The sequence below is a fragment of the Psychrobacter sp. CX14 genome, from assembly GCF_057396205.2.
Genome location: NZ_CM183187.1, coordinates 2312956 through 2327182, shown reverse-complemented (window position 1 = coordinate 2327182; position 14227 = coordinate 2312956). Strand labels below are relative to the sequence as shown.

The 14227-nt window shown below is 41.4% G+C and carries 10 protein-coding genes and 1 tRNA gene; 10 read left to right on the top strand and 1 reads right to left on the bottom strand.

Annotation, left to right across the window (positions count from 1 at the left end):
* The first annotated feature begins 294 nt into the window (after positions 1-294).
* The 10 genes from AC2SLO_RS09110 (at position 295) to ispD (ending at position 13897) form a co-directional block, all read left to right on the top strand.
* Positions 295-2499, top strand: coding sequence for a malate synthase G (locus tag AC2SLO_RS09110; protein WP_486540497.1), 2205 nt, complete (start codon positions 295-297; stop codon positions 2497-2499).
* 904 nt (positions 2500-3403) lie between these two features.
* On the top strand, positions 3404-4438 hold the full coding sequence (locus AC2SLO_RS09105; protein WP_486540495.1) for a porin: 1035 nt from the start codon (positions 3404-3406) through the stop codon (positions 4436-4438).
* A gap of 408 nt (positions 4439-4846) precedes the next feature.
* The gene (gene pyrG, locus AC2SLO_RS09100) at positions 4847-6478 is read left to right on the top strand and encodes a CTP synthase (protein WP_486540493.1); all 1632 of its coding nucleotides are present in this window, start codon (positions 4847-4849) and stop codon (positions 6476-6478) included.
* Between the two features lie 263 nt (positions 6479-6741).
* Positions 6742-7602, top strand: a complete 861-nt coding sequence (gene kdsA, locus AC2SLO_RS09095) for a 3-deoxy-8-phosphooctulonate synthase (protein WP_486540491.1) — start codon at positions 6742-6744, stop codon at positions 7600-7602.
* A gap of 53 nt (positions 7603-7655) precedes the next feature.
* Positions 7656-7907, top strand: a complete 252-nt coding sequence (locus AC2SLO_RS09090; RefSeq protein ID WP_486540489.1) for a heavy-metal-associated domain-containing protein — start codon at positions 7656-7658, stop codon at positions 7905-7907.
* 80 nt (positions 7908-7987) lie between these two features.
* On the top strand, positions 7988-8212 hold the full coding sequence (locus AC2SLO_RS09085) for a heavy-metal-associated domain-containing protein (protein WP_486540487.1): 225 nt from the start codon (positions 7988-7990) through the stop codon (positions 8210-8212).
* Between the two features lie 222 nt (positions 8213-8434).
* On the top strand, positions 8435-10768 hold the full coding sequence (locus AC2SLO_RS09080) for a heavy metal translocating P-type ATPase (RefSeq protein WP_486540485.1): 2334 nt from the start codon (positions 8435-8437) through the stop codon (positions 10766-10768).
* A 318-nt stretch (positions 10769-11086) separates the two neighbouring features.
* Entirely contained in the window at positions 11087-12403 is a 1317-nt protein-coding gene (gene eno, locus AC2SLO_RS09075) for a phosphopyruvate hydratase (RefSeq protein ID WP_486540483.1), read from the top strand.
* A 228-nt stretch (positions 12404-12631) separates the two neighbouring features.
* A complete protein-coding gene (locus tag AC2SLO_RS09070; protein WP_486540481.1) occupies positions 12632-12985 on the top strand; it encodes an FtsB family cell division protein in 354 nt (117 codons plus the stop codon).
* Positions 12986-13204: 219 nt separating this feature from the next.
* On the top strand, positions 13205-13897 hold the full coding sequence (gene ispD / locus AC2SLO_RS09065; protein ID WP_495637066.1) for a 2-C-methyl-D-erythritol 4-phosphate cytidylyltransferase: 693 nt from the start codon (positions 13205-13207) through the stop codon (positions 13895-13897).
* A 163-nt stretch (positions 13898-14060) separates the two neighbouring features.
* Here the strand turns inward: ispD and AC2SLO_RS09060 are convergent.
* Positions 14061-14136 (bottom strand) — tRNA-Glu (locus tag AC2SLO_RS09060).
* Positions 14137-14227: the final 91 nt, after the last annotated feature.

Below are 14227 nucleotides of genomic sequence, written 5' to 3'. Positions count from 1 at the left end.
AGGTAAACTCTGCCAGTGGCTACCATGCTAAATCTATAGACCGCTGATTTATATCGTTTTAATACCCATTATCAAGTGATTAAAGACCAAATATTTATTTGTGAAATGCCAGTTTCTTGTTTATTTAGTTGAATGATAGTAGTATGAGGATAGATAAATCAGGCATGGTTTATCAGTCATTTTAAATAGTGATATTAGTCCGAAAAAAGACTATAGAATAAGATATAACTAATAAAAATTTAGTCTAAATCTTTTTTGATATTTATAACTTTCACCAATAAAGGATCAAATGGTATGAGTAACTCTGTTAATAACGGTCAGAATCGTGTTCAAAAAGGCATCCTTGCTATTGATAGTCAACTTTATAATTTCATTGAAAATGATGTGCTACCTCGCGTTGGTGTAGAGTCAGAAGCATACTGGTCAAACTTCGCAGATATCGTTAAGCAATTTACGCCACGCAACAAAGAGCTGCTTGCTAAGCGGGATGAGCTACAAGCAAAAATCGATCAGTGGCATTTAGACAATCCTGCCAAAGATGGTGAGATTGATTATCCTAAATATAAGCAGTTCCTACAAGATATCGGTTACTTATTGCCTGAAGGCGATGACTTTGAAGTAACGACAGAAAACGTCGATGCTGAAATTGCAACGACCCCAGGTCCACAATTGGTTGTACCAGTGCGTAATGCTCGCTATGCGCTAAACGCAGCCAATGCGCGTTGGGGCAGCTTATACGATGCCTTATATGGCACTGATATGATTGACACTGACGATGGCAAAGACAAAGGCAGCAGCTACAATCCAAAACGTGGTGCTGAAGTTGTGGCTTATGCCAAAGGCTTCTTAGATGAGCATTTTGGTCTAGAGCAAGGCAGCTATACTGATGTGACTGGCTTTAGTGTTGAAGACGGTGCATTGGTTATCGCTCAAGGTGACAGCAAAACCGCACTAAAAAATACTGCGCAATTCGCAGGTTATGTGGGTGATGCTGCAAAACCAACCGGTATCTTGCTTAAAAACAACAACCTACACGTAGAAATTCAGATTGATGCCAGCCATCCAGTAGGTAAAGATGATCCTGCTAACATCAAAGATGTGCTGTTAGAATCAGCGATTACAGCTATTCAGGATAACGAAGACTCAGTTGCTGCGGTCGATGCAGAAGAGAAAGTAGAAGCGTACCGTAACTGGTTTGGCTTGATGAATGGTGATTTAACCGAGACTTTCTATAAAGGCGATAAAAAGCTAACCCGTAAACTTAACCCAGATCGTGAATACACTACGCCAGAAGGCGGTAAGCTTGTATTACCAGGCCGTGCGCTACTGTTAACGCGTAACGTGGGTCACTTAATGCAAAACCCAGCTATCTTAGTTGATTTGGGTAACGGTCAAGAAGAGATTTTTGAAGGTATCATGGATGCGCTAATCACGCCATTATTGACCATCAATGACATCAAGGGTAATAACGAGCGCTCTAACTCACGTGAAGGCTCAATGTATATCGTCAAACCGAAGATGCATGGCCCTGAAGAAGTGAAGTTCGCTGATGATTTATTTGCTGCGGTTGAAGATGCGTTAAACTTACCAAGAAATACCCTAAAAATCGGTATTATGGATGAAGAGCGCCGTACTACTATTAACCTAAAAGAGTCGATTCGTCAGGCTAAAGAGCGCGTTATTTTTATTAACACCGGTTTCTTAGACCGTACGGGTGATGAGATTCATACCAGCATGAACGCCGGTCCTTTTGTTCGTAAAGGTGACATGAAGTCACAAGCGTGGCAGCCTGCGTATGAGCAGTGGAACGTTGATATCGGTATTGAAACTGGTCTAATCGGCCGTGCTCAAATTGGTAAAGGCATGTGGGCGAAACCAGATGAGATGAAAGAGATGGTGGAGACTAAGTCTAACCATCCTAAAGCCGGTGCGACAACCGCATGGGTACCGTCACCGACAGGTGCAACGCTACATAGTATTCACTACCATCAAGTGAACGTACAAGACGTACAAGAGAGCTTTAAAGGCCGTGAGCGTGCAAGCCTTGATGATATCTTAACGATTCCATTAGCAAAAGATACCAACTGGACGGAAGAAGAGAAGCGCCAAGAGATTGAGAACAACGCACAAGGTATCTTAGGTTACGTTGTACGCTGGGTTGATCAAGGTGTGGGCTGTTCTAAAGTGCCAGATATCAATAACGTGGGTCTAATGGAAGACAGAGCAACGCTACGTATTTCAAGTCAGCACATTGCTAACTGGTTGCATCATGGCGTCGTAACCGAAGAGCAAGTGATGGAGGCTCTAAAACGCATGGCGAAAGTGGTTGACGAGCAAAATAAAGGCGACTCGAACTATATCCCAATGGCGGATAACTTCGATAACTCAATTGCTTTCCAAGCCGCTAAAGATTTAATCTTTAAAGGCCGTGAGCAGCCAAGTGGCTATACTGAGCCATTATTACATCAAGCCCGCTTAAAACTTAAATCTTTATGCTAATTGCCTTTATATTAATAGCCTCTGAGTAACCTATTTATTGCTATGCTATGGGAATGGTTAGAGTTAACGTTAGGCATATTAAAAGTTTAGCGCTTATATTGACATCAGAAATAGATCTTAAATACGATTTCCCTAGGAATATTATTCGATTATATTAACTTTTAATTAGCTTCTAAGTATTTAGTCATTTGATTATAGCTACTTAACCCCCTGTCAAACATAGCTTTGATAGGGTTTTTTTTAGAGACTAATTAAATACTTGATTCAAATAATTGACATTGCGAATTAAATAAAAGTACCTCACTCTCAACTCTTTATGATTTATTGATTATTAAGGGCTTAGAAAAATACTGTTTTATAAGCTAAATGCTTGAGCCTTTTAAAATAAATAGCTGAGGAAAAAGAGTTGAGGTTCGGGTTAAAAGTGATAATATACTTGTTCCTTAATTCAAATTTATTTAATTAAAGCTTAAATAGAGGTGAGTTATACGTTGTATAAAATTTATTTATAATTAGTAAAAAGTATTTTTATTCAGTCACTTATTGATAATTATAATTTTTGAATATAGTTTTTTAACAGGTATTGGTTAAATAAATGTTGCAAATTATTTCAAAGTTGATATCCTTATTCGTAAGGTATGAATTTGGTGAGTGATGTAACAGAACTATTAACTTTGTTGTGTTATATCAATTACTTTAAACAGTTCAGTTTTTTAACCCTAATTAAGTAAATTTGTTTTATAGAGTTTAATAGAACTGTAACAATTCCTTGCCATACTGCATTCAAATCTGATTTGAATACAGATTATAAATTTTAAACTATAAGTCTTTCAGACTATTCATTCAATGGGCGTTAGCTTTTTAGGGCAGCCCATAACTAAAATTGTAAAGTGGAGAACCACCCATGAAAAAACTACTTTTAGCATCAGCTATTGCTGCTCTATCTGTATCAGCTAACGCTGCACCTACTGTTTACGGTAAAATATTTATGACAGCGGATTACGTTGATGAAGAAGTGAAAAAATCTGATTACGACGAGAGTGGCGTACAGATCAACTCAAATGGTTCACGTATCGGCTTTAAAGGTTCAGAGCCTTTGACCGCTAATACCGATGTCATTTATAAGCTTGAGTACGGTATCGACGTAGATGCTGATGACAATAAATCTTTTAAAAATCGTGATACGTATCTAGGTATTAAGAACAATACTTTTGGTGAATTCCGTGCCGGTAACAACCAGTCAACTACTGATTACATTAATAACGTTATCGTAAATGAAGGTTACTGGGATAACTTAGGCTCAACTAAGCTTGAAGATGAGCAAAAAGTTGCTGCTTTAAATATGGCAGATAGTGGCCGCATCGCAAACTCTATTGTATGGAAAGCACCTAAATTTGATGGTGTTCCTTTAGAAGTAGCTGCTATGTACGGTAATGATGATGATATCACTGGTGATGACGAAAGTGGTTGGGGTATTTCAGCAATGTTTGATCAAGGTGCTGGTTATACATTAGGTCTTGCGTATGATGATGATATTAACATCAAGGGTGAAATCATTCGTGGTACAGCGACTGTTGATTTAGCTAAATTTAACACTGGTTTACCAGTAACACTAGGTGCTTTGTATCAAGAAGCTGATTACGATGATGCTGATGAAAAAGAAAAAGGCTATGTGGTAAGTGCTTCAATGGGCTTAACAAACTTCAGCAAGCCAGCCACAGTGTATGCTCAGTACAATAATACTTCTAACCTTAATGGTGTAGACGATTTTGATTCAAGCCAAGTAGTTGTAGGTGGTAAATACTACTACCAGAAAAACATAATTGCTCATGCTTATATCGGTCAAAATGATGCTGACAATATTACAGACGCCAATGGCAATAAATATGGCGACGGCAAAGTATTCGCAGTTGGTGGTGGTCTAGAATACAAATTCTAATTTAAATTAGATCATTATTCTTAAAAAGCTCATTCCTTCGGGGATGAGCTTTTTTTATGGAACTCTTCAATTAGGTTGCTTGCTTTATTGTTCTTAGCGTCTATAGGTCAAATAATGTTATTGCTTTATTGTTCTTAGCGTCTATAGGTCAAATAATGTTATATTGATGTTAAATAGCCTAGTTTCCTGACATATTGTTAAAATGGTTACTATTGATTTGAAGCAGTCAACTCACAACTGAAAAAATATCGACCTTATTCTTCTTGATTTAATGACCTATCATAAGAACTTCACTTATTAAACATTGCGTATAGTGACTTAATATAAAGTCAACCCTATAAATTTACACTCAAATTTAGTAAAATCTCTTTTTACCAACTGGCGACTGCCATATTAAGATAAAAAATTATGACTAAATTTATATTTGTGACCGGTGGGGTTGTGTCCTCACTAGGAAAAGGTATTACTGCTGCTTCATTAGCAGCAATCTTAGAAGCACGTGGGCTTAAAGTGACCATGACCAAAATGGATCCGTATATCAACGTCGATCCAGGCACGATGAGTCCTTTTCAGCATGGTGAAGTATTTGTTACTGAAGATGGCGCAGAGACCGATTTAGACTTAGGGTATTATGAGCGCTTTTTACGTCACTCAAAAATGAGTAAGTCGAATAACTTTACCAGTGGCCGTATTTACCAAACCGTTCTAAATAAAGAACGCCGTGGTGACTATTTAGGTGGCACAGTACAAGTTATCCCGCATATTACCGATGAGATTAAGCACCGTATCCACGCCAGTGGTGAAGGTTATGATATCGCTATTATTGAAATTGGCGGTACAGTCGGTGATATCGAATCACTACCTTTTATGGAAGCGGTACGTCAAATGCAAGTAGAGCTTGGCCGTAATAGAGCCATGCTAATGCATTTAACCTTGGTTCCCTATATCTCAAGCGCTGGTGAAACCAAAACTAAACCAACTCAGCATTCTGTAAAAGAGCTGCGTTCTATTGGTCTACAGCCAGACGTACTAATTTGCCGCTCTGAGCATGAAATCGGTGAAGACAATCGCCGTAAGATTGCGTTATTTACTAACGTTGAAGAGCGTGCGGTTATCACTTGTGAAGATGCGGAAACGATTTACCAAATTCCACGTACTCTTTATGAGCAAGATTTAGACGATATTATCTGTGAGCGTTTTGGTATTGAAGCGCCTGAAGCTGATTTATCAGATTGGGATAAAGTGGTCGAAGGCTTATTAAACGCAACAGGCGAAGTAAAAATTGGCATCGTGGGCAAATATGTTGAATTACCGGATGCGTATAAATCAATTAACGAAGCCTTATTACACGCCGGCATTACTCACAAGACCGATGTCGATATTAACTATATCGATGCCGAAGCGTTAGAGACGGATGATTCGTTACTAGAGTCATTAAAACAAGTCGATGGTATCTTAGTACCGGGCGGCTTCGGTGAGCGCGGTAAATTAGGTAAGATGCGCGCCATCACCTATGCTCGTGAAAACAACGTCCCTTATTTAGGTATCTGCTTGGGTATGCAGTTGGCGGTGATTGAATATGCCACCAATGTGATGGGCTTAGAAGCAGACTCTACAGAGTTTAATCGTCAACCGGCAGAGCCTATTATTGGTCTAATCACTGAGTGGGTTGATGAGCGCGGCGAGTTGCAACTGCGTAGTGATGACTCAGACTTAGGCGGTACCATGCGTTTAGGTAGCCAAAAAGCAGAGCTTGTAGAAGGCACTAAGCTACATGAAATTTACGGCTCTAAAGTCATTAAAGAGCGTCACCGCCATCGTTATGAGATGAACAACCGTTACGTTGAGCCAATCCAAGAAGCGGGTATGACAGTTTCAGGATATTCAGCTAAGCAGCATTTGGTTGAGTCAGTTGAGATTGCTGATCATCCTTGGTTTATTGGTGTACAGTTCCACCCAGAGTTCACTAGCTCGCCACGTGAAGGTCATCCATTATTCTCAAGCTTTGTGAAAGCGGCGATTGATAATTCAGCCTCGTAGTTGACTAGCTAGTCAGTTGATTAGTAAGTAGCCAACGATTCGCTACTTATTAAAACAAAGCATGTATAAAAAGAGGTTGGATAATTATCTGACCTCTTTTTTATTGTGATGATTTTGGCTATGACATTTTTTATTGTTAGAGTATTAAAGCGACTGATTCATTGCCCTCTGTTTTATTTTTTGTTTACGGCTATATATATTACAATCAGAACACGCCATAATTAATAATAGATTGCCATTTTAATAAATAATAAGAGTACATTATGACAGAACTAACCAAAGCACAGTCTCAGATTCAGCTAAATGAGCTTCAGATTGCCAATGATAAGCCGTTTGTCTTATTTGGCGGTATGAACGTTCTAGAATCAAAAGAGTTGGCGTTTGAAATTGCCGAAAGCTACATTGATATTTGTGAACGCTTGGGTGTTGGCTATGTGTTTAAAGCCAGCTTTGATAAGGCCAACCGTTCAAGCTTGCATTCGTATCGTGGCCCTGGATTAGAGAAGGGGGTTGATTGGCTGGGTCAAATCAAAGAGAAGTTTAATGTACCCATTATTACCGATGTGCATGAACCGTATCAGGCGCAGCCGGTAGCCGAAGTTGCTGATATTATTCAGCTACCTGCCTTTTTAAGTCGTCAAACCGACCTTGTTCAGGCCATGGCCAAGACAGGTGCTATTATTAATATCAAAAAGGCACAGTTTCTAGCGCCGCATGAGATGCGCCATATTATTAATAAATGCTTGGAAGCGGGTAATGACAAGGTTATTTTATGTGAACGCGGCACCTCATTTGGTTACAATAACCTAGTAGTAGATATGCTTGGGTTTGATACCATGAAGAGCATGGATGTGCCGGTGTTCTTTGATGTGACGCACAGTCTACAGGAGCCAGGTAAGCGCAGTGACAGTGCAGGTGGTCGCCGTGAGCAGATTACCACATTAGCACGTGCAGGTATGGCGACAGGTCTTGCCGGTCTATTCTTGGAAGCGCATCCTAATCCAGATGCGGCTAAGTGTGATGGTCCCTGCGCACTGCGTATGAATCAGCTGGAGCCTTTCTTAGCTCAGTTAAAACAGATTGATGACCTGGTAAAAGGTTTCCCAGTGTTAGATACGCACTAGGCGATCATTAGACTGGCGTATTTATAACTAAGAATAAATAAAGGGGTAGGTAGATGAGTGTTCAAATCGTGCATTTTAGTCTTGATAATATCGATGATGCCAATGGACTCGATAGTGTGATGACTGCCCTAAAAAATATAGATGGGGTCTTAGACGTTGAGCTAGAGCATGAGAAGGGCATTGGCGTGGTGCGTTACGACGATACCCAGACTTCGGTGCATGCGTTTAAAGCCGCTGTGAGTATGGTAGATTATGTGACTCAGCCATTCCCTGAAGATTCACCGCAAAACCCTGATAACTTGTAAATCCGGCATAACCCATCAGTAAGCATTAGGGGTTCAATAAAGTGACATTATATCAATAATAATTAATTAAGGAGATAACCATGGCTTTAGAGACTCGTATTATCAATATCGAAGGAATGACGTGCGGCGGTTGTGTCAAAAGCGTCCATAGCGCAGTGACGCCACTAGAGGGCGTTCAAAGTGTGGATGTCAATCTAGAAGATAATTTAGCAACTGTGACTTTTGATGCGGCCAATGTGACAGCAGAAGAGATTGCTCAAGTTATTGAAGATGCTGGCTTTGATGCCACTGTGGCAAACAGCTAAATAGATATTGGCTTATCATCATATATTATATAGGCAGGTTATATTTATAAATTCATATAAATAGCTATATAATTATAGACCATTAAGAAGCCAGCCTAGTGCTGGCTTTTTAACATAAATACTCAATGCCACGCTGTCTCCACTTTAAAATCAGTGCATCCGCCATCAGATTCTCTACAACCTGCGTGTTCTTTCACCTTATCATAAATATCTGGTAACTCTATGTCAGCTCCAAACTCTACCGACTCCAATGTCATTTCTACCTCCAAATCTAACGGTAAACCCAATAATCAATCTAACCTTACGCCTGAACAAACGTCCAAAGCTGAGATGGCTAAGATCCAATTTCAGGTTGAGGGGATGTCTTGTCAGGCTTGTGCCACTCGTATTGAAAAAGTACTAAGCAAAAAGCCTGAAATTGAGTCTGCCAGTGTGAGCTTTGCTGGCGAGACGCTGAACGTCTCTTATGATCCAGCTCAAGCAGATGCGGACCAAATCAGTGAGTGGGTCAGTAAAACCGGATTTAAAGCATTCCCAATGCGTAATAACGAGATACCGCAGACCAAGCAGATGGGTATAGACTGGCGGTTAATACTAATCTGGCTGTGTTTGATACCCTTCTTGGTAGGTATGGCGGGCATGTTAACAGGGCAAGGTATGAACTGGATGCCGCCATTATGGCTACAGTTTATATTAGCCACTGTGGTGCAGTTTGGACTCGCAGGGCCATTTTATAAGAGTGCTTGGGCCTCGGTAAAAGGCGGGCTTGCTAACATGGATGTACTGGTCGTTATCGGTACATTCACGATTTGGGCATATTCTACCTTTGTATGGTTAGACAGCCTCGGCATAAATATCGCTGACTCTAGTACGTTTGCGCTAACCACTGCTGATATTTTAAATCAGCATGGCAGTCATGTGCCGGTTTATTTTGAAGCAGGGGTGATGATTATTGCCTTTATTAAACTGGGTAAGTATCTAGAACAGCGTACCAAAAAGCATAGTCTAAACAGTATCAATATGTTGCTAGAGTTAACGCCAACACAAGTAGAGCGATTGGTTCTAGAGGCAAGCGGCTCTGATAATAATATTGAAGTGGTTAACCTAAAAGACGTGCAGCGCGGCGATATATTACGAGCCAAACAAGGTGCGCGTATTGCTACAGACGGTATGGTAGTCAGCGGTGACGGCTGGTGTGATGAGAGTCATTTAACTGGGGAGTCGGTGCCAATTGCGAAAAGAACAGGCGACCCAGTATTAGCGGGTGCCATGGTGGATAATGGCAGTCTCAATTACCAAGTCACTGCCACTGGTAATGAGACGCAGCTGAGTGATATGGTCAAAGCCTTAAGTGAAGCTCAAGGAAGTAAAGCGGATTTAGCGCGTTTGGCGGACAAAGTCGCTGCAGTATTTGTACCGGTGGTGGTTACCATTGCGCTTATTACCTTTGGTGTCACTTGGTGGATAACTGGTGGTATCGATAAAGCAATTTTGCATGCAGTTTCTGTACTTGTTATTGCCTGTCCGTGTGCGCTAGGTTTGGCAACACCTGCTGCTATTATGGCTGGTATGGGTGTAGCAGCGCGTCATGGCGTGTGGTTTAAAGATGCGCAAAGTCTAGAGGTCGCCGGTGGAATTGACACGGTAGTCTTTGACAAAACAGGTACTTTGACCAAGGGTAAACCGTATATTGTGGATCAAGTGATGGTCAATAAAACCATTAGCAGTGATGATGTGTTACAACTGGCTGCCAGTGTGGAGTCGCATGCCAGTCATCCGCTGGCGACTGCGGTGGTGCGCTCAGCTAATGAAAGAGGTTTACCGTTATTAGAGGCGAGTGATGTCGATGTGATCGCCGGTATGGGGGTTAAGGCTCATATTGCAGGGTTTGGAGAAGTTAAAGTCGGTACGGCTGAATTTACGGGACTGACGTTACCCAAAATGCTGCCAAAAGCGTGGCAAATAGCTAGTACCATTGCTGTGAGTGTGGACGGTGTTGCTTTGGGTATGTTTGCACTGGCGGACGAGTTAAAAGAGCAAAGTCCACAAGCAGTTCAAGCATTAAAAGACGATGGGCTGGAGGTTGTGCTACTTAGTGGCGATAAACCGTCTGTGGTGGCTCATGTTGCTGATGAGCTAGGCTTAGCGACTGCGCATGGTCATTTAAAGCCACGTGATAAAGCGCAGTGGATTGAGGCGCATCAGGCGATTGGCCATAAAGTAGCGATGGTCGGCGACGGGGTAAACGATGCACCGGCTATGGCGACCGCTTATGCCAGCTTCGCCATGCTTGATGGCACAGAGGTTGCCAAACACAGTGCGTCTGCACGTTTGATGGGCGATTCTATTATGCAAGTGCATTCAGGGGTGGATATTGCCCGTGCGACGGTGCGTAATATCAAACAAAACCTATTTTTTGCGTTTATTTATAACTGTTTGGGCATTCCACTTGCGGCATTTGGTCTGTTAAACCCAATGATAGCAGCGGCAGCGATGGCATTAAGCTCAATTTCTGTGTTAATGAATGCATTACGTTTAACCCGATATAAAGTATAATAGCGCAAACTATACCACCGCTTTTCATCCAAGAATTTGCGGATTTATGCTATGATTATGCGCATGCTGAATTTGACATTGTTTTGACACTTTTAGCCATTTTTAGGGTGTGCTCTAAATTGGCATTTTGCTCTACATTTTAGAGTGTAAGCAGCTTTTATTATGTGATTAACTCTTATTATAAGTGGTTATTGTCTAACCAGAAGTTATAGCGCTATAGACTCAATATAGACAGCGCTTACGCATAACGCACTGGCACATATAAATACAACGTTTAATCTTATTTTTAATTCTCAATCAAAGAGGCTTGTAGACGCTATGTACGCAGAAAATATTAATAACGCAACTGAAATTCAAGATATCCGCGCTCGTGAAATTCTTGATTCTCGTGGCAACCCAACCATCGAAGCAGATGTCATTCTAGCGGATGGCTCTATGGGTCGTGCAGCGGCACCTAGCGGTGCCTCTACAGGCTCACGCGAAGCATTAGAGCTACGTGATGGCGATAAGTCGCGCTATTTAGGAAAAGGCGTGAAAAAAGCCGTTGCTAATGTAAACAGCCAAATCAGAAGCGCGCTTATCGAAAGTGATGCGACTGATCAGCAAGGCATTGATAACAAACTTATTGAGCTGGACGGTACTGAAAACAAAGACAATCTAGGTGCAAACGCCATGCTTGCTGTGTCGTTAGCAACCGCAAAAGCTGCTGCGCAAACTCAAAAAATTCCACTACATCAGTACATCGCTAATCTGCGCAATCAAACGTCTTTGACTATGCCAGTACCAATGATGAACATCCTAAACGGTGGTGAGCACGCAGATAACACCGTTGATATTCAAGAGTTTATGATTGAGCCAACGGGCTTTAGTAGCTTCTCTGAGGCATTACGTGCAGGCGTTGAGATTTTCCACAGCTTAAAGTCTGTTTTAAAATCACAAGGCTTGAATACAGCTGTAGGTGACGAAGGTGGTTTTGCGCCTAACTTACGCAGCAACGAAGAAGCCATTACCGTTATCATGCAAGCGATTGAGAAAACTGGTTATAAAGCAGGTAAAGACATCCATTTAGCGCTTGACTGTGCGGCGAGTGAATTTTACAAAAATGGTCAGTATATTTTGGCAGGCGAGGGCAACAAAGCTTTCGATAGTCAAGGTTTTTCTGACTACTTAGTTAAATTAACCGAGCAATATCCAATTATCTCTATCGAAGATGGTTTAGATGAATCTGATTGGGATGGTTGGGCATATTTGACGGGCAAGCTTGGTAATAAAGTACAGTTGGTAGGTGATGATTTATTCGTAACCAACCCAGCTATATTGCAAGAAGGTATTGATAAAAAAATTGCCAACGCTATCTTAATTAAGTTCAACCAAATCGGTACGCTATCTGAAACACTAGATGCGATTTACTTGGCTAAGAAGAATGGCTATGCAACCATTATCTCACACCGTTCTGGTGAAACTGAAGACAGCACCATTGCTGACTTAGCCGTTGGTACTGCTGCCGGTCAAATTAAAACTGGTTCACTATGCCGCTCTGACCGTGTTGCTAAGTACAACCAATTACTACGCATTGAGCAGCAAGTACATGCAAGCTACCGCGGTGCAGAAGAGTTCATCGGCTTACGTGGTTAATTGAGCTTTTCAATGAGTAATATCATTTGTAATCATAGATTGAGCGGCATATTGTCGCTCGATCTATATTGACCACTATGACGTGGTTTTTTATGATTCTCTATTCTTATAATCAGTGATACCTTATATAATGCATAAGATTGAATGCCTGTTTTAAAATTAATAAAAGCATTTAATCGGCTCGCATATCCCTATTAGTACCTCATTTACAATAGCATAAGTCACCCTATGAAATATTTCAGCCAATTCATGTTATTTCTCATTGCAGTTGCTATATTAATCGGTCTGCAATATCAGTATTGGCTAGCTCCAAGCGGGCGGGCAGGTATAGAAAAGCTTCACGAAGAAATTGACGTGCAGCAGCAGTTAAATGATCAAAAAGCGGCCGATAATAAAATATTACGCGCCGATGTGAATGACTTAAAAAATGGCTTAGAAGCGGTCGAAGAACACGCAAGATTAGATTTGGGCTTGATTAAATCTGGCGAGACTTTTGTGCAATTATCAACGGCACCGGTGACTCATACCAGTCAGCCTGCTGAACCGATCAACCCTGAAGATGCGGTTGAGAGCATACCTTAGTTTACTGTCCTTAAGCTCAATAAGCATACCTATCTCTTAGCCAGTTTGAAGCAAGATTCTAAGATACTTCCTTGCCATCTATTTTGCAGCCTTCTTCCTTCTCATAATCTATCGCTTAGGTAATCGCCTGTGACTCATCGCAATCAATCCGACTTTCACGCTAATTCTGACAACGCTGATTTATCCGCAGATACGCTTAGAAGGTATAGTGATAAGCCTATGTCTAAGCCTCAAGTGTATGCACTAATCGTCGCTGCCGGTAAGGGTAGCCGTTTTGGGTCTAGTCAGCCTAAGCAGTACACTCAAGTTCAAGGCAAGACGATTTTGGAGCAAAGCGTGGCTGCATTAAGCACCAGTAATGTGATTAATGATTTGCACTTGGTAATTGCAGCAGATGACACTTTAGCCGATACATTAGATTTTGCAGTACCTGTTATATTTGTTGAAGGCGGTGCTGAGCGTTGGCAATCGGTACAAGCCGGTGTTGAAGCGATTATAAAGTCTGGTGCTAAGTCTGATGACTTAATACTGATTCACGATGCTGCGCGACCTTGCGTGTTACAGCAGCATATTGATGCAGTCATTAATACTGCACAGCAATCGGAATACGGTGCGATATTAGGCGTACCAGTGGCGGATACCCTCAAGAAGGTAGACGCAGACGCTCGTATTGAGTTTACCATTGACCGTAGCCAGTTGTGGCAAGCACAAACGCCGCAAGTATTCAAAGCAGGTAAGCTGCGTGAGATATTGCAGCAAGTCGCTGAAAAAGGACTCATGATTACCGATGAGGCCAGCGCGTTTGAAATGATGGGTTATCCCATTGAGATGGTGCAAGGCAATAATCAGAATATAAAACTGACGTATGCTGAAGACTTATCTTTGATAGCAGCAATTTTAGCCAGCCGCTAATAGATTAGCATCAATTAAATTGCTTGAGCTAAGATAAGGTTATAAACAAGCAGTGTTACGGGTTACTAACATTACAGACATAAAAAAAGCCAAACTCAAAGAGTTTGGCTTTTTCGTAAACAATTATCAACCGGATAATGCTTACTTAGATAACACAAAATAGTGGTATCCCGTAGGGGATTCGAACCCCTGTTACCGCCGTGAAAGGGCGGGGTCCTAGGCCTCTAGACGAACGGGACACAGACCACTTCGACCGCTTTCACCGTTAATGCCGAAGTGGTGCGTATATTAGAGATATTAGTCTTAAGTGTCAACACTTTTCTTTAAAAA

Coding starts and splice junctions, on each gene's coding strand:
- AC2SLO_RS09110 (WP_486540497.1), top strand. CDS start 295: ATGAGTAACTCTGTTAATAACGGTCAGAATCGTGTTCAAAAAGGCATC.
- pyrG (WP_486540493.1), top strand. CDS start 4,847: ATGACTAAATTTATATTTGTGACCGGTGGGGTTGTGTCCTCACTAGGA.
- ispD (WP_495637066.1), top strand. CDS start 13,205: ATGTCTAAGCCTCAAGTGTATGCACTAATCGTCGCTGCCGGTAAGGGT.
- AC2SLO_RS09085 (WP_486540487.1), top strand. CDS start 7,988: ATGGCTTTAGAGACTCGTATTATCAATATCGAAGGAATGACGTGCGGC.
- AC2SLO_RS09080 (WP_486540485.1), top strand. CDS start 8,435: ATGTCAGCTCCAAACTCTACCGACTCCAATGTCATTTCTACCTCCAAA.
- kdsA (WP_486540491.1), top strand. CDS start 6,742: ATGACAGAACTAACCAAAGCACAGTCTCAGATTCAGCTAAATGAGCTT.
- AC2SLO_RS09070 (WP_486540481.1), top strand. CDS start 12,632: ATGAAATATTTCAGCCAATTCATGTTATTTCTCATTGCAGTTGCTATA.
- eno (WP_486540483.1), top strand. CDS start 11,087: ATGTACGCAGAAAATATTAATAACGCAACTGAAATTCAAGATATCCGC.
- AC2SLO_RS09105 (WP_486540495.1), top strand. CDS start 3,404: ATGAAAAAACTACTTTTAGCATCAGCTATTGCTGCTCTATCTGTATCA.
- AC2SLO_RS09090 (WP_486540489.1), top strand. CDS start 7,656: ATGAGTGTTCAAATCGTGCATTTTAGTCTTGATAATATCGATGATGCC.